The organism is Kribbella sp. VKM Ac-2571, from assembly GCF_004362255.1.
Taxonomy (GTDB): domain Bacteria; phylum Actinomycetota; class Actinomycetes; order Propionibacteriales; family Kribbellaceae; genus Kribbella; species Kribbella pratensis.
Map to the genome: position 1 here is coordinate 16136 of NZ_SNWS01000015.1, position 23543 is coordinate 39678.

Below are 23543 nucleotides of genomic sequence, written 5' to 3' on the forward strand. Positions count from 1 at the left end.
AGGTCTTGGGGGGACGGGGCGGGTGGGTGGGTGAGGCTCCAGTCGTTGAAGCTTTGGTCGAAGCGGTACCAGAGGTTGTCGCGGCCCAGGCGGAGTTGGATTTTGCCGGCCGTTACTCGGTTGGCTTCGGTGGTGGCGTGGGGGAGGGCTTCCAGGGCTTCGGCGAGGGCTTCGGGGTCGACGTCGTGGGGGTCGTCTACGGTGACGGCGAGGCCGCCGGGGCCGGCTTGGCGCCAGGCGGTGGCCCGGGTGGTGAGTTGGCGGGCGGAGATGCCGGCGCGGTGCGCTAGGTCGGCGAGTTCCGGCGTACCGAGGGAAGCTGCTGCTCGGCGGGCGAGGTCCTGCTCGAATGTGAGGGCCCGGTTGGCGTCGCCAGAGGCCAGTTCCCAGGCTCGGCGGGCGGCGTCGGTGGCCAGAGCGACGAGATCGCGTACGTCGACCCCGGACGATCGGGGTGGGTCCAGCACCTTCACCGCCGCCGGTACGCCGGGCGCCCCGAGCGGCCGAGGCGGCGCCGGCACAGGAACCACACCCGCAACCCGCCGCTCACCGCCGTCACCCGAGTTGGCTAGATGCCGGGCGAAGGCTGCGATTGCCGGGATGCCTGCTGGTGCGGGTGTGCGGGGCGCGGCCGGTGCGCCGGTGTTGTTGGCGTTGCCGGTGCGGCGGGAGCGCAGCGCGGTCAGGAGTTCGTCCTTGCGCCGCCCGCGAAGCAGAAGCAACGCGAACGGGTCGTCGTCCAGCGCATCCGCGACCAGGTAGCAAACGGCCGCGGAATGTTTGCACGGTACGGCGAAGTCCGGGCAGCTGCAGTTCGTCAGCACCTCGCCCGCGCCCGGCAACAGATCCAGCCCGGCCGCCTGTACGTCCTCCACGACCTCCGGCGGCAACTCCCCGTCGAGCAAGGCCGCAACCCGCCCGATCTGCGCCGACACAACCTCGAGTACGGCGTCCCACTCGTCCGCGGAGAACGCACGGATCCGGACCGTCACCTGGTACGGCGTGACGCGGCTGCCCTGCACCACCGCCTCGACCTCGCCCGGCGTGACCGTCAGCTCCAGCACGCTGCCGCGCCGCGCGTACGACCGTCCGCGCGACAGCCGGCCGGGATCGAGACGCGCCCGCTGCTCGAGCGCCTCCAACCAGGCCCGCCCCCACCACGTCGCCCCGAACGACCGCCGGCTCCCCGCGCCCTTGGCCGCCGGCAACCCGGCGTCCTCGCCCTTCCGCCGCCACCCCTGCCATGGCGTCCGATCGTCGTCAGCCATCGGATTTCCCCACCGCAGAAGGGTTGTACGCACTCGCCGATCCAGACTTCACCGGCGCCGTCGACAGCTCGACGAGCTCGGTCAGCTCCGCGTCCGACAACTCGCTCAGCCACGCCTCACCCGACCCGACGACGGCGTCCGCGAGGTCGCGCTTCGCGTTGATCACCGTGGCGATCCGGTCCTCGAGAGTGTTCTCGGTGACGAGCCGATGGACCTGCACAGGCCGGTCCTGACCGATCCGGTACGCGCGGTCCGTCGCCTGATCCTCGACCGCAGGGTTCCACCACCGGTCGTAGTGCACAACATGCGTGGCCTGCGTCAGCGTCAGTCCGACGCCGCCCGCCTTCAGCGAGAGCAGGAACACCGGCGCCTCGCCCGACTGGAACTGCTCCACCATCTGCTCGCGCTTCCGCACCCCGATGCCACCGTGCAGGAACAGCGTCTTCACCTGCCGCGCCGCCAGATGGGCCTCGATCAGCCGGCACATCTCGACGTACTGACTGAAGATCAGCACCGACTCGCCCTCGGCCAGGATCACGTCGAGCAGCTCGTCCAGGGCCGCGAGCTTGCCGGACCGCCGCTCGAGCGGACCGGGCTCGTGCAGGAACTGCGCCGGATGGTTGCAGACCTGCTTCAACTGCGTGAGCAGACTCAGCACCAGCCCGCGCCGCGCGATGCCCTCGGCGTCCTCGATCTTCGCGAGGGTTTCCTTCGCGACGGCCTGATAGAGCGTGGCCTGCTCGGTGGTCAGCGGTACGACGACATCGTGCTCGGACTTCTGCGGCAACTCCGGCGCGATCCCCGGATCGCTCTTCCGCCGACGCAGCAGGAACGGCCGCGTCACCCGACCGAGCCGAGCGGTGGCCTCCTCGTCGTGGAACCGCTCGACCGGTACGGCGATGTCGTGGCGGAACCTGTCGAGCGTGCCGAGCAGCCCGGGCGCCGCCCAGTCGAGGATCGACCACAGCTCGGAGAGCCGGTTCTCCACCGGCGTGCCGGTCAGCGCGATCCTGGTTGCTGATGGCAACGTTCGCAACGCACGGGCGGTGCGGGACAACGGATTCTTCGCGTGCTGTGCCTCGTCCGCGACGGCCAGGCCCCACGCGATCTCACCGAGAACGCGGTGGTCCTGGCGCACCACGCCGTACGTCGTGAGCACGACCTCGTCTGGGGCGAGATCGCTGAGCGTCCTCCCGGTGCCGTGGTAGCGGCGGGTCGGTACGTCGGGGGCGAACCGCTCGAACTCCCGCTCCCACGTGCCGAGCAGTGTCGACGGGCAGACGACGACCGTCGGGCCGCGGCCCTTGAGTTGCAGATGCAGCGCGATGACCTGGATGGTCTTGCCGAGGCCCATGTCGTCGGCCAGGCAACCACCGAGGCCGAGGTTGGCGAGCTGCGCCATCCACGCGACGCCGCGGCGTTGGTAGTCCCGAAGGGTCGCCTTGAGACCGACGGGCTCGGTGAACGGCGCCGGCTCCTCGGCCGTACGCAGCCGGGCGAGCATCGCGGCGAGCGATCCGTCGGCGTCGAACGGCACCAGCTCGCCGTCGACCTCGATGGTCCCGGTGAGGGCTGCGCCGAGGGCTTCGGCTCCGGTGAGCCGGCGGGTGGAGCCGTTGCGGAGCCGGCGGACGAGGTCGTGGTCGACCCGGATCCAGCGGCCGCGCATGCGGATCATCGGGCGCTTTGCCTCGGCGAGCGCGGCGACCTCGGCTGCGGTCAGGTCCTGGCCGTCGAGCGTGGGACGCCAGCGGAACGCGACGAGCTCGGTCAGGCTGAAATCGGGGCCGGTGACGGCGCCGGGAGTCGGCGTCGCGACGGTGGCGCGGACGGCCAGCTCGCCGGCGAACAGTTCCGTCGGCCAGAGCACCTCGATGCCGGCGCCTTCCAGCGCCGTACTGCCCTCGGCGAGCTCTTCCAACGCGGCGTCGTCGATCGGCACATCTTCCGGTGCGGCGTCGCGGAGGGCCGAACCGAGCGGCGGCCAGACCCGGGCGCCGCGGCGGAGGGCGAGGAGGAGATCGGTCTCGGCGCGTTCGCCAAGGGCCGTGAGTACGGCGGCAGGTGCGTTCCACATGTCCGCGACGTCGACGAGCAGGCTCGGATCCACCCCGCTCCGCAACTGGAGTACGGCCCGAAAGTCGTCCGTGGAATCGGGTGGTTCGATGCGTAGGACCAGGCGGGTGCCGGCTTGTTCGGCCAGGGCGGTTTCGTCGAGCCAGGCGGTCGGGCCGGGGAGGGCTGTGGGTTCGGCGGCCGCGAACGGCGCGGCACCAGGGCGGACGGCGACGGCTGCGGCCGGGGTGCGGACCAGTGTGTCCGCGAGCGCGTCCCAGAACGCGCGGACGAGTTGCTCCGGCTCGATCAGCCGGACGGGTCGGGTGCCGTCGAGCGGCAGGGCATGACCGTACGCCGGCATTGCGGCGCTGAGGTTCCGCAGCCAGGCCTGGTCGAGCGGGTCGAGCGGCGCCACCCGCCAAGCGCCGTACCCCTCCGGGCTCCGATCCGGCACCAGCCGCCCGCGCCCGATCAGCACCAGCCCCGCAAGCCCGGCCGCCCGCCACGCCGCCCAGCTGCCCGAGCCGTCCAGTCGCTCGGAGTCCTGCTCGGCGAGGCGGGTCAGCACCTCTTCTATGTCCAGCAGGCGCGCGGGGACCGTCGTACGGCGGACCGTGGTGCCGCGGGGGAGGACCAGGTCGACCGTCCCGTTGGCGGTCTCACCCGAGCCGGCCAGGTCGCCGTACAGCGCCAGCCGACCCGCGCGCGGCGGGTCAGCAGGCACGAAGACGGCGTCGAACATGCCCCGCACAGTACGCCGCGCCACCGACAATCCCGGACTTGACCTGAACCTACGTTGAGGTTGCACGCTCGGTAGTTCCAGCAGACAACCGGAGAGTGTGAAGATGCGTGCAGCAGTAGTGACCGCGTTCGGCGGTCCGGACGTGATCGAGACCCGCGACATCCCGGCCCCGGAGCCTTCGGCCGGGCAGGTGCTTGTCGAGGTCGGCGTCGCGGATGTGATTTTCGTCGAGACCGCGATCCGCCAGGGTCAGCACGGCGAGTTCTTCGACGTGCAGGTGCCGTACGTCACCGGCAGCAACCTCGGCGGCCGGGTCCGCGCGGTGGGTCCCGGCGTATCGACGGATTGGATCGGCAAGACCGTCGTAGGGCGCGGCGTGGCCTTCGGCGCGCATGCGGAGCTGGCCCTGACCTCGACCGACCTGGTCGAGGTACCGCCCGAACTCGACCTGCGGACCGCGGTCGCGGTGTACGGCGACGGCTTCACCGCCCTCATGCTCGAAGAACTCGCGCCGCCGATGGACGGGCAGGACGTCCTGATCACCGCATCCGCCGGCGGCATGGGCCTGCTGCTGATCCAGCTGGCGCACAAGGCCGGAGCCCACGTCATCGCGGCGGCCCGCGGCGACGAGAAGCTCGAACTCAGCCGGGCGCAGGGCGCCGACGTACTGATCGACTACAGCAAGCCCGGCTGGGAGAAGTTGGTGCTTGAGGCAACGAACGGTCGAGGAGCCGACATCGTGTTCGAGGGTGCCGGCGGCGAGCTGGGCGCGGCCGCATTCAGCGTGCTGAAGGACGGCGGCTGGATCTCCGCTCACGGAGCCCCGAGTGGCAGCTTCGCGCCGTACGACGCCGCCGAGGTCGAGCGGCGCGGGCTTACTGTGAAGGGAATCATGGATCTGCGCGCCGACTCGACGACCACGTCGGTCACCGGCGCCGCCGTGATGGCTCGCGCGGCAGCCGGGGATCTCAAGCCGGTCATCGACCAGGTCTACGACCTCGACCACGTGGCCGACGCACACCGGGCGCTCGAGAACCGCACGCTCCGCGGGAAGGCGCTGATCGAGGTCAGTCGCTGAGGGTCTGCTCGGCAACCTTGTCGGAGGAGTGGTTCGGGCGGGCGACCACGATCTGGTTCCGCCCGGACCGCTTGGCCCGCAGCAGGGCGTCGTCGGCGGCGAGGATCAGTTGGTCCATCGTGTTCGCGACAGCCGGGTAGACAGCCGCGCCGAACGACGCCGGTACGCCGTCGAGCGTCGCCGTACCCCCGTCCGTCGTACTGACCGAGACTGTGACGGTCGCGAGCCGCCCTCTGATCCGCTCCGCGATCTCCAGCACCTCGGACTCGAACGCACCCGGCAGCAGCACCGCCAGTTCGTCTCCACCGACTCGCGCGACCAGATCGCCGTTGCGTACCTCCGCACGGATCGCCTCGCCGGCAGCACGCAGCGCCTCGTCACCAGCCGGGTGACCGTAGGTGTCGTTGATCTCCTTGAACTTGTCCAGGTCCAGCATCAGCAGCCCGACCGTGCTGCGCAGTGTGTCCGCCCGGGCGAGCTCTGCGGGCACGGCGCTCGCCCAGTACGACGAAGTGGCCAGACCGGTCGTGGAGTCGATGCCGGCGGCCCGCTGGTACTGCGGGAGCAGCAGGTCCCTGTGCAGCGCCAGCACCGTCACCATGAGCACCGGAACGACCCAGGGGTACGACGTCTGCACCGCAGCGATCGCTACCCCCAGACCCAGCCCGGCGCACACAACGATCTGGTCCGACAGTTCGCCGAGCGCCTCACGCGCCGTGGCGTCCGGAGTGGACAGCAGGATCGCTCCGATCACCAGTGCGTAGTTCACCAGCCACCAGGTCGCGGCTGCGGCCAGAACGACCAGCAGCGTCCAGAAACCTGTAGGTACGCGGGGAGCGTCCAGCAGACCGCCGGCACGCAGTACGGCGGCTGCTGCGGCGCTGGCCAGGACGTACGTCGAGGTTGAGAACACCTTGCGGTGCGCGACAGTCCGGCCGTACACGCGGAACCAGGAATAGGTGTAGGCCAGAACCACCAGCGGGACGACCAGCGACAGCGGGAGCAGCAGCAGGGCCGCGAAGATCCACAGGCACTTGAGATTGGTGTGCGGCGAGGTGTTGGCCGCCAGTTCGCGCCGGCGCTCGATTCCGCGGGCGAACTCCAGATGCATGGTCGAGGCCACGGCCAGTACGGCGAACGCCACCCACTCGGAATGCCGGACTCCCGCATCAGGGCCGCTCACCGTGCTCCGGACCGCAAATGTGGTAATCGTCACCGCAATCAAATCAATCGCGAGCACATAAGCCAAAGCGGCCCTCGGCAACGACCAGAGCTTCCATTGCCGAGGTAGCACCCAGCTGCTCCGACCGATCAGAATCATCGTCAGCCTCACAAGCGGTCGATCTGAGCGGTCATGCGTTCATAGTAACGACCTGCTCACACCAGGTCACCCGGATGCCCGGGTCATTCCACCAGTTGGTCAGCACCGAGAAGGGTCGAAAACAATGCAGATCTCAGCGTTCCCCGTCCGTACCGGCATCGACGGCCACGGCGGCAACGACTGGTTCACCGGCGGCAACGACTGGTGACCACTGGCATTTCTTTACTTTCTTCTTACATTCCTCGGAAAACGTTTTAAAGGTGGGAGTCTGCCAATTTACCGCACGGTGAAATGTGCGTGGACTGCGCCAATTACTATCCGTGGTGTCCTGCCTGCCGAGGGTGATCGCATCGGGTGCGCGGCGGCGCATCAGTGCCAGTTTCGCAACGAATCGGGGACCCGGTGGCGCGCGATTTGGATGAACGTTCTACTCTGGAGATCTCCGGTAGCGAGGTCTGGGCGGGGCGGCCCCGACCTTGCTACCGGAGCTCTTCTTTTCAGCCCTATCTGCTCCAGTCCTTCCGTGGCGGGCCCCGGAAACTGTCGGTGCCTCCCGGTAGCGTTCTCAGTGCCAGGGGCGGCTCCTGGACGTGCTTCCTTCTCCTCCACCAGGCAAGTAGCGCGTCCGCTCTCCGCCCCTGGCGCCCTCTTTGGATGAAGGACGTCAGTGGGGAGACGCCATGCCGGACCAACCAGCGGATCCGCGAGCTGCTGTCCTGCTGCGCCGCCGCCGGCTCGTCGACGCCACCGCCCTCACCCCTCCGGTACGGCGCTCCGCCTGGCAGTGGCTGCGCCGACCGCTCACGATCCAGGCCGGCCTGTCCGCGCTCCAGGCGGACCTGATCCAGCGCGGTCTCCTGCTCTCGGTCGGCCTGTACCGGCACTGTGCCTCGCTGTCGGCGCCTGCGCTGGCCGGTTTCGGCGGTGCGCTCCTCGACCTGCTCGACGCCGAGTCCGGGTTCGACGCCAAGCACACGCCGTTGTTCCGGGGCTTCCCGGAGAGCGTGCCGGGCAACACCGAGACCTTCTACGTGAACCGGGTCTTCGCCCGCCTGCTGCAGGAGCCGGAGCAACCGTGTGTGCTCTGCGGCGACACGACCTCCGTGCACGCGGTCGCCCCGTGTGCCCACCTGGTCTGCCGGACGTGCTGGGACGGCGCCGACCTCAGCGCCTGTCCGCTGTGTCTGCGGCGCATCGACCCGAATGATCCGTTCCTCAAGCCGTCGCCGGTCGAGGAGCCCCAGGCGCATGTCCGCTCGGATCGCCTGCGGCTGCTCTCGCTGGCCACGGCTGACTCGGTCCGTCAGACCGTCAGCGCCCTGCTGGCGCGGCGCGCACCCTTGTCCGCTGCGGACCGCGCGGACCTGCAGGTGCTGCTCAACGGCGCCAGCTCGGCCTGGATCCCTGATGACATCCCGGTCCGGGAGACCCGTGCGCTCGTGATCGCGCACTTCCTGGCCGAGGATCCCGAGCTGATCGATCGTGCCGACACCGCCACCGACGTACTGCGGCTGGTGTATGCGTTGATGGACGCCGACCCCGGGCTGCGGACGCCGCCGGCCCGGCGCAAGTCGTTGCCGCGGGCCACTCGACGGCTCGTCCTGGAGCGTCTCGACCGGCTGCCGGTCGAGACGCTGGTGGAGGACATGCTGCGCCACGAGCGTGCCTGGAAACGGATCGGGGAGAACCTGCATCCGTTCGAGTTCGCGACCCGGTTCCCGGTCGCCGCGCTGGCATTCGCGGTCCTCCGGCGCACCGCTCTGGACCTCGGAACGGCGGCCGGACGAGCAGTGGCGGGCGAGGCTTCGCGGTATCCGCTGGTGCGAGTGGAGAGCGGGCGGCTCGTGATGAGCACCTTCAGCTCGCGTGTCGAGGGCGCTTTCACGCAAGGGCGGCCGGAGCAGGCGCTCGACCTGCTGCGGCAGCGTCCAGGCGAGTTGGTACGCCGTCTTGTGCAGCTGGCGCGTGCCCTTCCGCCGGAGCAGCACGCGGAGCTCGTCGACGCCGTCACGACGGCGGTGTCGGACGTCTCGCCTGCGGTCATCACGGCCGCCCTGGGACAGGTCCGGACACCGCCGGGCGATCTGCGGCTGTTCTTCCCGCGGGGCGGGACCGCCCGGATCTGGACGTCGGTCGACGACCGGGAGCCGTTGCCCACCGCGCTCGCCGTCGAGCTGTCCGGCGTACTCACCGGGGAAATGTTGCGCCGGGCAACGGGATTGCCGCGCTGGCGGCGGGTGTTCCTGGACGAGGAGCTGTCCCGGATCGCTGCGCCCGGTTCGGAGCGGAACGCGTCATCGAGCCTGCTGCGGATGACGCGGGGGAGTGCGGTGCCGATCCCCCAGGACGAGTTGCTGCGCCTGTTCCTGCACTGGGTCGAGCCGCGCGGGCGGCGGATCGATCTCGACCTGTCGGTGGCGGTGTTCGACGAGGAGTGGGCGTTCGTCGGGCTGTGCGACTACACCCGGCTGCGGTTCGACCAGGACGCGCTGGTGCATTCCGGCGATCTGACGTCCGCGCCCGGCCCCGACGGATCGACGGAGTTCGTGGACATCGACCTGCGCGCGGTGCGCCGGGTGGGCGGTCGCTACCTGCTGCCGGTGGTGTTCAGCTACAACGACGTACCGTTCGACGAGCTGGAGCGCGGTTTCGTCGGCGTGCTGCGGCAACCTGACAGGCTCTTCGATCCGGCGGCGGTGGAGGATCGTTTCGACCTGGCCGGGCCGGCGAAGATCCTGATGCCGTTCGGCGTCGACCTGCGGACCAAGGAACTGCGCTGGTACGACGTGAACCTCGGCGCAGCCGGATACGGTCACAACATCGCGAGGTACGGCGGTCATCTCGGGCTGATGGCGGCGACGCTGGAAGAGGTGCAAGGGTCGGGCGACCGGGTGAGCCTGTGGGAGATCTGCTGCTGGCACGCGGCGGCCCGCGCCGACGAGATCGCGGTTCGGTGCGCCGACGGGTCGGTCGTCGGCTACGTCCGTGACCCGGCCGAGGAGCTGCCGACGTTCGCGCGGCGGGTCGTCGCGCGGCTGGAGCCGGACCGGACCTGGGACGAGGACGCGGCGAAACGCGCCGATTTCGTCGCGGTGCTGACCGGTGACATCACGCCGCGCGCGGGCGCGGAAGTGTACGCGCTGCATCCGCGCCTCCTCGACGGCGCGAGCCTGTCGCTGATCGACGCGCCGTACCTGCTGTCGGGTCTGGCCCCCGACACCCGCGCTCACGCAAGCCTCGGAGCAACCTCTCCCACTCCATAACCTGCGCTCGGGCGTGTGAAGGGAGTGTCGGATGGTTCCACGCCTACTGCGGGGCACTCGGCACGGCACCTCGCCGCACGGGTGCAAAGGCCACGATGCTCCGCATCGAGACCTTCGCCCCCGCACGCCGATGCACCGCACCGAGCACCTCCTCGCGACGGCGTGGAACCATCCGACACTCCCTGGCAGGAGCCTGAGAAGAAATTGACAATTCCGTGACGGAGGCGGGGCCGGTGCTTTGGACCGGTCCTCGGCAGGAGTACAACGGAATTGACGCGAAGGGAGCCACGAATGACGTACGACGTGGTGGTGCTCATCGAGCGGGAGATGAGCGAGGGCGACGCGCGCCGCGTTGCCGCCCTGCATGCGAGGCGCGAGGACACCGTGGACTACCACCTGCTGGTCTCCAGTCATCCGGAGAGCGGGTTCGGCGGTCCGATGGCGTTGCTGGGCTCGACGTTCGCGGACGTGGCCGGCCTGACCGGCTCGGCGTCCGTGGTCGGCTCTGCGACGGTGGCGTCGGCGCGCGTCGGCCCGCCGGCAACAGTTGACCGAGCACAGAGTCGAACCCAGAGTCGAACCCAGCGTGGAACCCAGGGCGGATCCCAGGGCGGAACGCCGACGGCGACCCTCGCCGACCCGGCCGTCGACCTCGCCGCGGTGATCGAGCACAGCTCCCGGCGGCTCCGGGCGGCCAGCGGCTACCCGGTACACGTCTCCATCACGCACGGCGAGGTGCTGCTGGCGCTGATGCAGGTGGTGAAGACCACCGCCAGCCAAGAGGTCGTGGTGGTCGCCTGGCCGGAGACCGCCGCAGCCTTCGTGTGCTCCGACTGGACCACGAAGGCACGCAGGATCCTGAAGGTGCCCCGCGTCCGCATCCTCGAACACGACACCTGATCAGCTCGGCGGTTGGTGCGGGAGTCGCACCTGCACCGTGGTGTCGCCTGGGCGTGAGGTGATACCGATCGTGCCGCCGTGGTGCTCGGCGACGATGCGTTGCGCGATGTCGAGGCCCAGGCCGGTGCCCTTGCCGACATCCTTGGTCGTGTAGAACGGCTCGAACGCGCGGGCTGCGACCTCCGGCGGCATCCCGGGACCCGTGTCGGTGAACTCGACCACGATCCGGTCGCCGTCGGTTCGGGTCGTGATCCGCAGTGTGCCGGCGCCGTCCATCGCGTCGACCGCATTGTCGATCAGGTTCGTCCACACCTGGTTGAGTTCGCCGGCGTACGCATCGATCCGCGGTACGCCGGCGCCGTACGCGCGAACCACCTCGACGCCGTCGCGCAGCTTGTGCCCGAGCATCACGAGCGTGCTCTCGATGCCCTCGGTGACGTCGATCGTCTGGATCGAGCCTCGGTCCATCTGCGAGTACGAGCGGACCGCGGCCACCAGTTCGGTGATCCGCCGCGTCGACTCCTTCACCTCGCCGAGCAGGGTCGCGACCGACAACGTGCTGGCCACCCATTCGAGACCGGGCTCCAGCGCGTCACCGAGTACGTCGGCCGCCCGCTCGCACCAGTCGACTTTCGCGCCTGCCGCGGCCAACGGGGGAGCGATGAACCATGACCGCTCGACGCCGTGGTCGTCGAGCCAGTCCGCGATGGTGTTCTCGTGATCGGCGAGGTCCACCGGATCCGGCGCCGCCGTACCCGAGCCGAGCTCGAGCCGCAGCTCGTCGAGCGCACTGAACTGTGCGGCCGTTGCGTCGCCTTCCGCGAGGCCACGCAGCGCCGACAGCAGCGTGACGCACGCGGTGTCGAGTGCGCTGACCGAGCGTGCGGCCGCCGCGGCGGGGTTGTTGATCTCGTGCGCCAGCCCGGCCGCCAACGTGCCGAGCGTGATCAGCGAGTCGCGCTGCCGGGCGGTCGACTCGATCGCCCGCGCGGTCCCGTAAACGCCCTTGATGAGGTGCCCGGCGAGCGGGAACCAGTCGTCGATCCGCTCTCGCAGTACGTCGGCCGGCACCCGAAGTACCCGTCCTTCGGCCAGGCCGCGGCCGCTGGCGAGATACAGGCCGTGCTCGTCCCAGGCGCGGAAGCCGCCGGCCCAGCGGCCCGGTACGTCCATCTTGCCCAGCACGGTGTCCTCGCGGCCGATCTTGCGGTGCAGCGAGATCGCGCCGTCGACGAGCACCCACCAGAAGTCGGCGGGTTCGCCCTCGTGGAACAGGTCGACGCCGCGCTCGATCGTCACCTCGGTGCTGCCGTCGATCAGCTCGTCCAGTTGCGCATCGGTCAACCCGGCGAAGAGCGGGATGGCGTGCAAGTCGGCGGCGTACATCAGACGGTCGCAAGGTAGCGGTGGACGAGATAGATCGACATGGCGCCTTCGCCGACCGCGGACGCCACCCGTTTCATCGAGTCGAGCCGGACGTCGCCGGCCGCGAACACCCCCGGAACGCTGGTCTCCAGCGCGTACGGCGGCCTGGTCAGCGGCCACCGGTTCTGCGCAATCAGGTCCGTCCCCGTCACGACGAACCCCTTGGCGTCACGTACGACGGAGTCGCCGAGCCAATCGGTCCGCGGGATCGCGCCGACGAAGACGAACAGCCAGCTGGCGAGCACCTCCTCGACCCGGCCGGAGGTGCGATCCGCGAACCTCAGCGCCTCGAGATGACCCTCGCCTCGGCAACCGACCACCTCGGTCCGGCACCGTACCTCGATGTTCGAGGCCTGGGTGATCTTGTCGATGAGGTACCGCGACATCGAGCTTTCGAGCGTGCCGCCGCGGGCCAGGAGAACGACGCGTTTGGCGTACCGGGCCAGGTTGAGCGCGGCCTGTCCGGCCGAGTTCGCCGCGCCGACGATGTACACGTCGTCGTCCTGGACCTGCCTGGCCTCGCTCGCCGTCGCGCCGTAGTACACGCCGCGGCCGGTGAGGGCGTCGAGGCCGTCGACGTCGAGGCTGCGGTACGAGACGCCGGTCGCGACGATCAGCGCCCGGGCCTCGATCTCACCGGATTCTTCGAGCAGTACGGCGTGCACGGGGCCGCGGGACTCGAGGCCCACGACCGAACGCGCGAGCACCATCTCCGCGCCGAAGCGGGACGCCTGCGCGACCGCGCGCTGGGCGAGGTCGGAGCCGGTCAGGCCGCGCGGGAACCCGAGGTAGTTCTCGATCGCGGCGCTGAGCCCGGCCTGTCCACCGGGTGCTTCACGTTCGACGATCACCGTGCTGAGGCCTTCGGACGCGGCGTACACGCCGGCGGCGAGTCCGGCCGGTCCGCCGCCGACGATGCAGACGTCGTACAACGGTTGCTCGGCGCGGGTCCGCAGACCGAGAGCCGCGGCGAGGTCGCGGGCGGTGGGGGAGCGGAGCGTGTCGCCTTCCGGGATCAGGACCAGCGGGAGGTCGTGGTCGCCGGCGTCGGCGAGGTCCTTGAGGCGCCGGCCCTCGGTGTCGCGCTCGACGTCGTACCAGTGGTACGGGACGTGGTTGCGGGCCAGGAACGTCTTGATGTCGTGCGCGCGGTCCGACCAGCGGTTGCCGACGACACGGACATCGGAGGTGTGCTCGGGGTTGGCCTGCCGCCAGTCGCCGAGCAGGTCGTCGACGACCGGGAACAGCTGGTCCTCGGGCGGGTCCCAGGGTTTCAGGAGGTAGTAGTCGAGGCCGATCTCGTTGATCGCGCGGATCGCCACGTCCGTGTCGGCGTACGCGGTGAGCAGCAGGTACTTCGCGCTCGGGGCGTTCTCGCGGGCGCGTTCGAGCAGTTCGATGCCGGTCATGCCGGGCATTCGCTGGTCGGTCGCGACCAACGCGATCGGCTGGTTGCGCAAGGCGAGCTTGGTCAGCGCGGCGAGCGCTTGGTCGCCCGAGGTCGCGCGGACGACCAGGTAGTCGTCGCCGTACCGGCGGCGCAGGTCGCGGGAGATGGCCGCCGAGACCATCGGGTCGTCGTCGACCGTGAGAATCGCAGGTTTGCTCACGCGGTGCCCCCCACTGCAGTGAACTGATCCCTCAGAATGCCACGGGAATCAGTGTGAGCGCATCTGAGGACTCTGCGCCTACTGCGCGGCACTCGGCGGGCACCTCGCCGCACTGGAGGGAAGGCCACGATGAAACCACATCGAGGCCTTCCCTCCAGCACGCCGAGGCACTCCGCCGAGCACCTGCTCGCGACGGCGCAGAGTCCTCAGATGCGCTCAGTCATCTATGAGCGCACGCAACGTTTCCTGTTCGGAGTCGGGCACGTACCCGGCGTAGTAGTCGAACATGTTCTGGCGGGCGATCCGGGCGGCGGCGTGGCCGTTACCGGTGCGGATCGCGTCGACGACCTCGGCGTGGTGGTGCAGCGACTCGAGCATCAGGGCGCGGCTGTTCGGGGCGTGGGCGATCTTGTCGGCGATCAGTCCGAGTACGACGCCGCGGACGACCTCGTTGCAGGTCTGGATCAGCGAGTTCCGGCTGATCCGCGCGATCAGCTCGTGGAACGCGAGATCGGCCTCGCTGAACGCGGCGAAGTCGACGTCGATCGCGTCCCGCATCGCGACCAGGGTCGCCTCCAGGTCGTCCAGCTCCTCCGGGGTCCGCAGCCGGGACGCGACCTGGATCGCGGCGCCGTCCATGATCATCCGGAACCCGATCAGCTCGCTCAGGGTCAGCTCGTCGACACGCGCCAGCCTCGTCACCTGCTTGCGCAGCGCGGACGAGGAGTACGGCAGGATCTCCGGGCCGTTCGGATCGCCGGGCCGGGAGCGGACCACGCCGTTGCTCTCCAGCACCCGCAGCGCCTCGCGCACCGTCGACCGGCTGACCGCGAACTGTGCGACCAGTTCACGCTCGCTCGGCAGCCGCTGGCCCGGTGCCAGGTCACCGCGGGCAAGCGCGTCCTCGACCTGCTCGACGATCCGCTGATAGGCGCGCACGGGTTGTACCGGCTCGAACTGCGGACGCTTTGTCATCCGGCACACCCCCATTCGCTTGACAGGCACCTGAGCAGGGGACAAACCTAGTGGCCCATTGAGACCTAGTCCACTGGTCAGACCAGTCGGCGCATCGGAGGAGTAGACGTGAAGCCGTCGTTTTCCACTCGAGCGGTCGCAGTCCTCGCGTCCGCCGCGCTGCTGGCCGTGACGGCCTGCTCGGCCGGATCCGGTACGTCGGGCGGCAGCTCACCGGGAGCTGACCAGAAGCTGTCGATCGGTCTGGTCGCGGAGCCGGCCAGCCTGGACTTCACCACCACCGACGGCGCCGCGATCCCGCAGGCGCTGCTCGGCAACGTCTACGAGACGCTGGTCAAGCAGGACGACTCCGGCAAGATCGTGCCGTCGCTGGCGAAGTCGTGGACGGTGTCGCCGGACCGCAAGACGTACACGTTCGACCTGGTCGACAACGCGAAGTTCACCAACGACAAGCAGTTCACCGCGAACGACGCCGTGTTCAGCATCAACCGGGTGAAGACCGCGTGGACGACCTCGCTGAAGGCCGCGATGGACGTGGTCTCCCAGGCCAAGGCGCTGTCGCCGACCCAGTTGCAGGTGACGCTGGCGAAGCCGAGCAACGACTGGCTGTTCCGGATGACCACCCGGATCGGCGCGATGTTCTCGGAGAGCGGTGTCAGCGCGCTCGCGACCGCACCGGTCGGCTCCGGCCCGTTCAAGTTCTCCAAGTGGAACCGCGGCGACTCGATCGTCATGGTCCGCAACGACAACTACTGGGGCAGCAAGCCGTTCTTCCAGCAGATCACGCTGAAGTACTTCAAGGACGCGACCGCGCTGAACAACGCGCTGCTCACCGGCACGATCAACGTGGTCGGCACGGTGCAGGCGCCCGAGGCCCTCAGCCAGTTCACCAGCAACGACAAGTACCAGGTGATCGAGGGCACGACGAACGGCGAGGTGCTGCTGTCGTTCAACAACTCGCTGCCGCTGTTCAAGGACGTCCGGACCCGGCAGGGGATCCGGATGGCGATCGACCACAAGGCGTTGCTGGACACCTGCTGGGCAGGCCGCGGCAAGTTGATCGGCAGCATGGTCCCACCGACCGACCCGTGGTACGAGGACCTCACCGGAGTCGCGCCGTACGACCTGGCCAAGGCGAAGTCGTTGCTGCAGGCCTCCGGCGCGGCGGGCAAGACGCTGCGACTCCGGCTCCCGACGTTGCCGTACGCAACGTCCTGCGGCCAGGTGGTGAAGAGCCAGCTGGAGCAGGCCGGTCTGAAGGTGGCGATCGACCAGCTCGAGTTCCCGGCGGCGTGGCTGACGACGGTGTTCAAGAACGCCGACTACGACATGTCGATCATCGCGCACGTCGAGCCACGCGACCTGGGCGCCGTGTTCAACCCGAAGTACTACACCCGGTACGACGACCCGACGCTGCAGGGCTACCTGGCCGCGGCGGATTCCGGCGACGAGGCCGCGCAGGTCGACAACATGAAGAAGGCGGCGCGCCGGCTGTCCGAGCAGGCTGCGGGGGACTGGCTGTTCCTGCTGCCGAACCTGATGGTCGCCGACAAGAGCGTCAAGGGACTGCCGACGAACGCGATCACCGAGAACTTCGATCTCTCCAAGCTCGCCCGATGATTCTCCGCCTGATCGAGCGCACCGGCGTGTTCTTGGTCAGTCTTGTGGTGAGCTCGGTACTGGTCTTCGCGTTCATGGCGGTGCTGCCCGGCGATCCCGCCCGGGTCGCGCTCGGGGTGAACGCCTCCGACGAGGCAGTGGCCGAACTGCGTCGGCAGTTCGGCCTCGACCGCTCGCTGTCGACGCAGTACTTCGACTGGTTAGGCGGACTGCTGCGCGGTGACCTTGGTACGTCGTACGTGTCGAAGGCGGCGATCGGCCCGCAGGTGTTCGACCGGCTGCAGGTCACTCTGTGGCTGGTCGTCGCGGGCATGATCATCGCCCTGGTGGTCGCCGCCCCGGCCGGGACGGTGATGGCGGCGCGGCACCGCAAGATCTCCGGGTTGGCGCTGTCTGCGTTCTCTCAGGTGGGCGTCGCGGTCCCGGCGTTCCTGGCCGGGATCCTGCTGATCGTGGTGTTCGCGGTGCGGCTCGGCTGGTTGCCGGCCAACGGCTGGACGCCGCCGGCGCAGGATCCGGCGATGTTCCTCAAGCAACTGATCCTGCCGGCGCTGTCGCTCGGGCTGGTCCAGGGCGCCGTGCTCACCCGCTACGTCCGCAGTGCTGTGCTGGAGGTGCTGCGCGAGGACTATCTCCGAACCGCGCGGGCGAAGGGTTTGCGACCGTTCCAGGCCCTGTGGCGACACGGTCTCCGCAATGCCGCCGTACCGGTCGTGACTGTGCTCGGCCTGCAATTGGCCACGCTGTTGATCGGCGCGGTGGTCGTTGAGCGGGTGTTCGTGATCCCGGGCCTCGGGAGCCTGCTGCTCGACGGTGTGTCGAACCGCGATTTGTTGCTCGTCCAGGACGTGGTGATGGTCCTGGTCATCGCCGTACTGCTGGTCAACTTCGTCGTCGACCTGCTGTACGTCGCCCTCGACCCGCGACTCAGGACGGCGTCATGAAGCGGCTGAACCCGAGTCTGATCGCCGGCGGCATGATCGTCGCGGTGATCGTGCTGATGGCGCTGGTGTCGTTCGTGTGGACGCCGTACGACGCGACGCTGGTGACTCCCGCCTCTCGGCTGCTGGAACCGTCGTGGTCGCACTGGTTCGGGACCGACAAGTTCGGCCGGGACATACTCAGCCAGATCATGGTCGGCTCGCGGACAACCCTGTTCGTCGGCGTCGTCGCGGTCGGTGTCGCCGCGGTCATCGGCGTACCGCTGGGAATCCTGGCGGCGATGGTACGGCGGTGGCCGAGCGAGGTGATCATGCGGGCCAACGACCTGTTGCTCGCGTTCCCGGCGTTGCTGCTGGCGATCATGTTCGGCGCGGTGTTCGGGGCCAGCACGCTGACCGCGATGGTTGCCATCGGCATCGCTTCGGTGCCGAGTTTCGCGCGGGTGATCCGGAGCGGGGCGCTGCAGGTGATGCGGACGGAGTACGTGCTCGCGGCGCGCGCGGCCGGCCGGCAGCCGTTTCCGATCGCTCTGCGGCACGTGCTGCCGAACGTGACCAGCTTGATCACGGTTCAGGCCTCGGTGTCTTTCGCGATCGCGGTGCTGGCCGAGGCGGCGTTGTCGTTTCTCGGGTATGGAACGCCGCCGCCGACGCCGTCCTGGGGCCGGATGCTGCAGGAGAGCCAGGAGTTCCTGTTCAGTGCCCCACGGCTGGCGATCTTCCCCGGGATCGCGATCGCGATCGCCGTCCTCGGATTCAACCTGCTCGGCGACGGCCTCCGGGACCGCTTCGATCCGAAACTGGAGGATCGCCGATGAACGACGTACTGACCGTGCGCGGGTTGTCCGTGACCGTGCGGGATACGGCGCTCGTGTCCGACGTCGATCTGACGGTCGGTGCGGGGGAGCGGGTCGGGCTGATCGGAGAATCGGGATCAGGCAAGTCACTGACCGCGCTGAGCATCCTCGGGTTGTTGCCCGAGGACGTCCGGGCCGGCGGATCGGTGCGGCTCGACGGAGTCGACCATGAACTGGTCGGCGCGGACGAACGGCGGATGTCCCGCGTTCGCGGCCGCGACATCGCGATGGTCTTCCAGGAACCGATGACCGCGCTCAACCCCACCATGCGGATCGGCGACCAGATCGCCGAGTCGATGCTGATCCACAAGACCCTCACCAAGCCAGCGGCCCGAACCGCGACGGCCGAGCTGCTCGAACTCGTGCAGCTCCCGGCCGAGACCGTTCGCGCCTTTCCGCACCAGCTGTCAGGTGGCATGAGGCAACGAGTCGTCCTGGCGCTTGCCCTGGCCAACGATCCGGCGCTGCTGATCTGCGACGAACCGACCACCGCACTCGACGTCACGGTCCAGGCCCTCGTACTCGACCTGATCGTCCGCGGCGTCGTGGACCGCTCCTCCGCGCTGCTCTTCATCACCCACGACCTCGCCGTCGTCGCCACCGTCTGCGAACGGGTTCTCGTCATGTACGGCGGACGCGTGGTGGAGGCAGGCCCGGTCAACGAGGTGTTCACGCGTCCTCGGCACCGCTACACCGAGGGACTACTCGCAGCGTCCGATCTCGAGAGCACGTCGCGTCGACTGACCACGATTCCCGGCAATGTGCCGCCCGCCGGGCGTTTCCCGTCCGGCTGCGTCTTCCGGACCCGGTGCGCGCACGCAACCGCTCTCTGCGAAGAGACGCCGGCGTGGACCGGGTCCGAGACCGGAGGGTTCGCATGCCATCACCCGGCAGGGGCGGCTGATGCCTGATATCCACGATCCTGAAGCTCCGACCGCCATCCGGGTTGTCGACCTCGTACGCGACTATCCCCGACCGCGGACGTCGTTGCTGCAGCCGGCGCCCGTCGTGCACGCTCTGCGCGGTGTGAGCCTGGAAGTCAAGCAGGGCGAGCGTTTCGGCATCGTCGGCGAATCCGGCTGCGGCAAATCGACACTGCTGCGCCTGATCGCCGCGCTCGATCGGGCAACGTCCGGGCACGTGATCGTCGAGGACACCGACATCACCCGTCTCCCGGAACGCCGGCTGCGCCCGCTGCGCGAAAACCTCCAGCTCGTGTTCCAGGACCCGATGAGCTCGCTCGACCCACGGATGCGGGTCCGCGACATCATCGCCGAACCACTCGTCGTGCAAGGACATCCGGCGTCGGGACAGCGCGTTCGCGAGTTGCTCGAAGCCGTCGGTCTCTCCGCGGACGCCGGCGACCGGTACCCGCACCAGTTCTCCGGCGGTCAGCGGCAGCGCATCTCCATCGCCCGCGCCCTCGCCCCGCGCCCGCGGATCCTGATCGCGGACGAGCCGGTGAGCGCTCTCGACGTCTCCGTCCGCGCCCAGGTGCTCAACTTGATCTCCGACCTGGTCGACGAACTCAACCTCACGCTCGTGTTCGTCTCGCACGACCTGTCCGTGGTCAAGCACGTCTGCGACCGCGTGGCCGTGATGAACGCCGGCCAGATCGTCGAGACGGGCTACACCGGTGATGTGTACGCCGCCCCGCAGCATCCGTACACGCAGCGCCTCGTGTCGGCCATCCCGACGCTTCAGAGGGCGCTCTCCGGTGCGACCACTGCCGACCTACTCGCGAAGGGGGAATCAGCGTGAAGATCCAGCTCGACGGCGGCGAGGCGATCACGATTCCGGCCGGTCTGCCGATCGGTGAGACCTGGGTCGAGACACCGGCCACGGCGCCGGTGATCTTCCCGTACGACGGCTCGACCGTGGCGGAAGCACCGTTCGGGGACGTCGAGCTCGCCCGGGCGGCGCTCGAGAACGCGCTCTCCGTGCGAGAAACGGTTGGCCGGCTCCCGTCGTACCTGCGCCGAAACGTCTTGCGGAGCGTGCATTCCGCCGTACTCGCCGAGCGGGACGCGTTCGTGGAGCTGCTCGTGCTCGAGACCGGCAAACCGCTGGTCGACTGCCGGGTCGAGATCGATCGGACCCTGCTCACCCTGGAGATCTCGGCCGAGGAAGTTGCCCGGCTGCACGGCGAGACGGTGCCGCTCGACCTGTTGCCGAGCGGCGAAGGGCTGCAGGGTTTCTGGGTGCGCAAACCGATCGGCGTGGTCATCGGGATCACCGGGTTCAACTACCCCTTGCTGCTCGCGGCGCACAAGATCGCTCCGGCGTTCGCGGCCGGGTGCCCGATCATCGTGAAGCCCGCGCCGCAAACGCCGCTCGCCACGCTCTGGCTAACGCACATGATGCGGTCTGCACTCGCCGACGCGGGAGCGCCAGAGAGTGCTCTCCAGCTGATCACGGGCGGAGCGGACGTGGGCGCCACGCTCACCACCGACGATCGGATCGGCGCCGTCTCCTTCACCGGATCCGCGGCCGTCGGGCATCGCATCGCGCGCGACGCGGCGCCGACGAAGGTGCTGCTCGAACTGGGATCCAACTCCGCACTGGTCGTTGCCGCGGACGCCGACCTCGACGCCGCCGCCGACGCGATCGTGCGCGGCGGGTACTACGCGTCCGGGCAGGCCTGTATCTCCGTGCAGCGCGTGATCGCCGTCGAGTCGGTGCGGGAAGCGTTGCTGGACAAGCTCGGCGCGCGGATGCCCGGCGTGGTCGTCGGCGATCCGCGTGATCCGGCGACCCGGGTGTCTGCGCTGATCAATCCGGCGTCGACCGATCGCGTTCGGCAATGGGTCGGCGATGCGGTCCATGCCGGCGCATCGATCGCGTACGAGGCCCCTGGCGACGTACTCGGGCCGATCGTGCTCACCGACGTACCTGACGGGTTGTCGGCATGGGACGAGGAGATCTTCGGGCCGGTGATCGCGGTGCGATCCGTTCCGGACATCGAAAGCGCGCTCCGCGCGGTCAACGAGACGCGGTACGGGCTGCATGCGAGCGTCTTCACGTCCTCGCTCGACACCGCGTTCGCGGCGATCGATCGGCTCGACGTCGGGGGCGTGGTGATCAACGAGGTCCCCGGATTCCGGTCCGACGTGATGCCGTACGGCGGGGTGAAGGACTCCGGTACCGGGCGTGAGGGCCCGCGCTTCGCGATCGAGGAACTCACCACGACCCGGATGGCCATCATCCGCCCCCGCCCATGACCAACGGATCCGAGGTGACACGGTGACGGATTACTCGACGTTGTTCAGGCTCGACGGCAAGCACGCGGTGGTGATCGGCGCGGGGAGTGGGATCGGGCGCGAGAGTGCGCTGGCGTTGGCCGCACACGGCGCGCGGGTGACGTGTGCCGATCGGGACCTCGCCGCGGCCCAAGAGACGGCCGCCGGCGAGTTGGCGGCGTACGGGCTGGATGTGCTTGACGACGTGGCGATTGAGCGGGCTGTGGTTGAGCTGGATCCTGTTGATGTGCTGGTGTTCACCGCGGCCACCAACGTGCGGAAGCGGATCCTCGACTACACGGGCGAGGAGTTCGATCGCGTCGTGGCGCTCAACCTGCGCGCGTCGTTCCAGCTGCTGCGTGCGTTCGGACGGGGCATGGCGGAGCGGGGGAGGGGCAGCATCATCGGGTTCAGCTCGATCCGCGGCACCACCGTCGAGCCGGGGCAATCGGTGTACGCGGCAACGAAAGCCGGCCTCGTCCAGCTTCTGCGCACCGCGGCCGCCGAGCTCGGCCCATCCGGCGTCCGCGCGAACGCGATCGCCCCGGGAGTCGTCGAGACACCGCTCACCGCGCAGATCAAGGCCGACCAGCGCTGGTACGACGCCTACGCCCAGAAGGGCGCGCTCGGCCGCTGGGCCCAACCGAGCGAGCTCGCCGGCGCGGTCGTGTACCTCGCCTCCGATGCCTCGAGCTTCGTCACGGGGAGCGTCCTCGCGGTCGACGGCGGCTGGACCGCGGTCGACGGCCGCTTCGACCCACCGAACTGAGGGGTATCCATGACTCTGGCCGATCTGACGGCAACTGAACTGCTGGCGAAGTACCGCGACGGCGCGGTGTCCCCGGTCGAGGTCATCGAGGACGTACTGACCCGCGTGGACCAACTCGAATCCCAGCTCTGCGCGCTCTACGCGCTGGATCCGGTGGGTGCGCGGGCCGCGGCGCACGAGTCGGAGCGTCGCTGGCGGAACGGTACGGCGGGCGCGCTGGACGGCGTACCGGTGACTGTCAAGGAGAACATCGCCACGCGCGGAACGCCCGTACCGCAAGGAACCGCGGCAACCACTCTCGTCCCAGCGACCGAGGATGCGCCGGCCGCGGCGCGGTTGCGGGCGGCCGGTGCGGTGATCTTCAGCAAGACGACGATGCCCGAGTACGGGATGTTGTCGTCCGGCGTCTCGACCTTTCACCGATTGACCCGCAACCCGTGGGACCTGACGAAGACGGCCGGCGGTTCGAGCGCGGGCGCGGCGGCTGCGGCGGCCGCCGGATACGGGCCGATCCACGTGGGCACCGACATCGGCGGGTCGATCCGGTTGCCGGCCGGGTGGTGCGGACTGGTCGGGCTGAAGCCGACGCACGGCCGGATCGCGGTCGGCAATCCGTACGCCGGGCGCGCGATCGGACCCCTGACCCGTACGGCGCCGGACGCGGCGCTCGCGCTGCAGGTGATGTCCGGGTACGACCCGCGCGACCACACCTCGACACCGGTGGCATCCGACGTCTTCGAGGTCGACGTCGAGGGTTTGCGCGTCGCGTTGCTGCTCGATGCGGGCGTCGGGCTGCCGGTCGATCCCGAGGTCACCGCGGCGGTCTCGGGAGCGGCCGCCGTACTCGAGAAGGCCGGCGCGATCGTCGAACCGATCACGCCGATCATCACCCGCGACATGCTCGACGGCCTCGACCGCTTCTGGCGGATCCGCTCCGCCACGGACATCGCCGCGCTGCCCGAGGAACGCCGCGCGAAGGTCCTTCCGCAGATCCGCGAATGGGTCTCGACGGCCTCCGATCTCACCGCTTCGGACGTCTTCGACGGGTACAGCCAGATGGGCGCGATGGCCGCCGCGGTCGGCCGGGTGTTCACGACGTACGACGTGATCCTGTCGCCGGTTGCCCCGATCACCGCGTTTCCGGCGGAGCTCGCGTACCCGACGGACGATCCCGGGAAGCCGTTCGAGCACATCGCGTTCACGGTCCCATACAACATGTCCCACCACCCCGCGACCACGGTCAACGCCGGCTGGTCGACCTCCGGCTTACCGATCGGCGCCCAACTCGCCGTACCGCACCACCAGGACCTGCGCGCCCTCGCCCTGGCCGACTACCTCGACAGCCGGCGTACGGAGGAGCGAGACTGGCCGATGAGGTGACGACTTGCTCCGATGAACGGCCCCGGAGCTACGGCGTACCGCGCTGACGAGCTGCCTACCGAAGCATTAGCTGACGGCGTCGAGCCGAGCAACCGCC

16 protein-coding genes and 1 pseudogene are annotated in these 23543 nt (G+C 69.3%); 11 read left to right on the plus strand and 6 right to left on the minus strand.

What is annotated here, in order from left to right:
- Window positions 1-764: 764 nt before the first annotated feature.
- A pseudogene (locus tag EV651_RS43390) lies at window positions 765-1268 on the minus strand (SWIM zinc finger family protein); the annotation flags it as partial.
- The gene (locus EV651_RS29035; protein WP_133788449.1) at window positions 1261-4068 is read right to left on the minus strand and encodes a DEAD/DEAH box helicase; all 2808 of its coding nucleotides are present in this window, start codon (window positions 4066-4068) and stop codon (window positions 1261-1263) included. The pseudogene EV651_RS43390 and the gene EV651_RS29035, both read right to left, overlap by 8 nt.
- Window positions 4069-4171: 103 nt before the next feature.
- Here EV651_RS29035 and EV651_RS29040 point away from each other — a divergent pair, with 103 nt between their 5' ends.
- On the plus strand, window positions 4172-5146 hold the full coding sequence (locus tag EV651_RS29040; protein ID WP_133788450.1) for a zinc-binding dehydrogenase: 975 nt from the start codon (window positions 4172-4174) through the stop codon (window positions 5144-5146).
- On the opposite strand, the gene EV651_RS29045 is transcribed toward EV651_RS29040, so the two are convergent.
- Window positions 5136-6329, minus strand: a complete 1194-nt coding sequence (locus tag EV651_RS29045) for a diguanylate cyclase (protein WP_238157262.1) — start codon at window positions 6327-6329, stop codon at window positions 5136-5138. The genes EV651_RS29040 and EV651_RS29045 overlap by 11 nt on opposite strands.
- Before the next feature lie 818 nt (window positions 6330-7147).
- Here EV651_RS29045 and EV651_RS29050 point away from each other — a divergent pair.
- Together EV651_RS29050 and EV651_RS29055 are read left to right on the plus strand one after the other, a co-directional pair.
- On the plus strand, window positions 7148-9730 hold the full coding sequence (locus EV651_RS29050) for an MXAN_6230/SCO0854 family RING domain-containing protein (RefSeq protein WP_133788452.1): 2583 nt from the start codon (window positions 7148-7150) through the stop codon (window positions 9728-9730).
- A 291-nt stretch (window positions 9731-10021) separates the two neighbouring features.
- Window positions 10022-10630, plus strand: coding sequence for a hypothetical protein (locus EV651_RS29055; protein WP_133788453.1), 609 nt, complete (start codon window positions 10022-10024; stop codon window positions 10628-10630).
- On the opposite strand, the gene EV651_RS29060 is transcribed toward EV651_RS29055, so the two are convergent.
- The 3 genes from EV651_RS29060 to EV651_RS29070 form a co-directional block, all read right to left on the minus strand.
- Entirely contained in the window at window positions 10631-12016 is a 1386-nt protein-coding gene (locus EV651_RS29060; protein WP_133788454.1) for a sensor histidine kinase, read from the minus strand. It lies immediately after the preceding gene.
- Window positions 12016-13665, minus strand: coding sequence for an FAD-dependent oxidoreductase (locus EV651_RS29065; protein WP_133788455.1), 1650 nt, complete (start codon window positions 13663-13665; stop codon window positions 12016-12018). Before EV651_RS29065 ends, EV651_RS29060 begins: the two co-directional genes overlap by 1 nt.
- 216 nt (window positions 13666-13881) lie before the next feature.
- Window positions 13882-14640 (minus strand): FadR/GntR family transcriptional regulator, encoded by a 759-nt coding sequence (locus EV651_RS29070; protein WP_133788456.1) that lies wholly within the window; start codon window positions 14638-14640, stop codon window positions 13882-13884.
- Between the two features lie 108 nt (window positions 14641-14748).
- Between EV651_RS29070 and EV651_RS29075 the strand changes: the two genes are divergently transcribed.
- Genes EV651_RS29075 through EV651_RS29110 form a run of 8 tightly spaced genes read left to right on the plus strand, consistent with a single transcriptional unit; the run spans window position 14749 to window position 23446 of the window.
- A complete protein-coding gene (locus EV651_RS29075) occupies window positions 14749-16260 on the plus strand; it encodes an ABC transporter substrate-binding protein (protein ID WP_133788457.1) in 1512 nt (503 codons plus the stop codon).
- The gene (locus EV651_RS29080) at window positions 16257-17204 is read left to right on the plus strand and encodes an ABC transporter permease (RefSeq protein ID WP_133788458.1); all 948 of its coding nucleotides are present in this window, start codon (window positions 16257-16259) and stop codon (window positions 17202-17204) included. Before EV651_RS29075 ends, EV651_RS29080 begins: the two co-directional genes overlap by 4 nt.
- On the plus strand, window positions 17201-18019 hold the full coding sequence (locus EV651_RS29085; RefSeq protein ID WP_133788459.1) for an ABC transporter permease: 819 nt from the start codon (window positions 17201-17203) through the stop codon (window positions 18017-18019). The genes EV651_RS29080 and EV651_RS29085 overlap by 4 nt, the downstream gene beginning before the upstream one ends.
- A complete protein-coding gene (locus tag EV651_RS29090; RefSeq protein ID WP_133788460.1) occupies window positions 18016-18969 on the plus strand; it encodes an ABC transporter ATP-binding protein in 954 nt (317 codons plus the stop codon). Before EV651_RS29085 ends, EV651_RS29090 begins: the two co-directional genes overlap by 4 nt.
- Entirely contained in the window at window positions 18962-19819 is an 858-nt protein-coding gene (locus EV651_RS29095; RefSeq protein ID WP_133788461.1) for an ATP-binding cassette domain-containing protein, read from the plus strand. Before EV651_RS29090 ends, EV651_RS29095 begins: the two co-directional genes overlap by 8 nt.
- Entirely contained in the window at window positions 19816-21279 is a 1464-nt protein-coding gene (locus EV651_RS29100) for an aldehyde dehydrogenase family protein (protein WP_238157263.1), read from the plus strand. The genes EV651_RS29095 and EV651_RS29100 overlap by 4 nt, the downstream gene beginning before the upstream one ends.
- A 22-nt stretch (window positions 21280-21301) precedes the next feature.
- Window positions 21302-22066: an SDR family NAD(P)-dependent oxidoreductase gene (locus EV651_RS29105; RefSeq protein WP_133788462.1), complete on the plus strand. Its 765-nt coding sequence runs from the start codon at window positions 21302-21304 to the stop codon at window positions 22064-22066.
- 9 nt (window positions 22067-22075) lie between these two features.
- A complete protein-coding gene (locus EV651_RS29110) occupies window positions 22076-23446 on the plus strand; it encodes an amidase (RefSeq protein ID WP_133788463.1) in 1371 nt (456 codons plus the stop codon).
- Window positions 23447-23543: the final 97 nt, after the last annotated feature.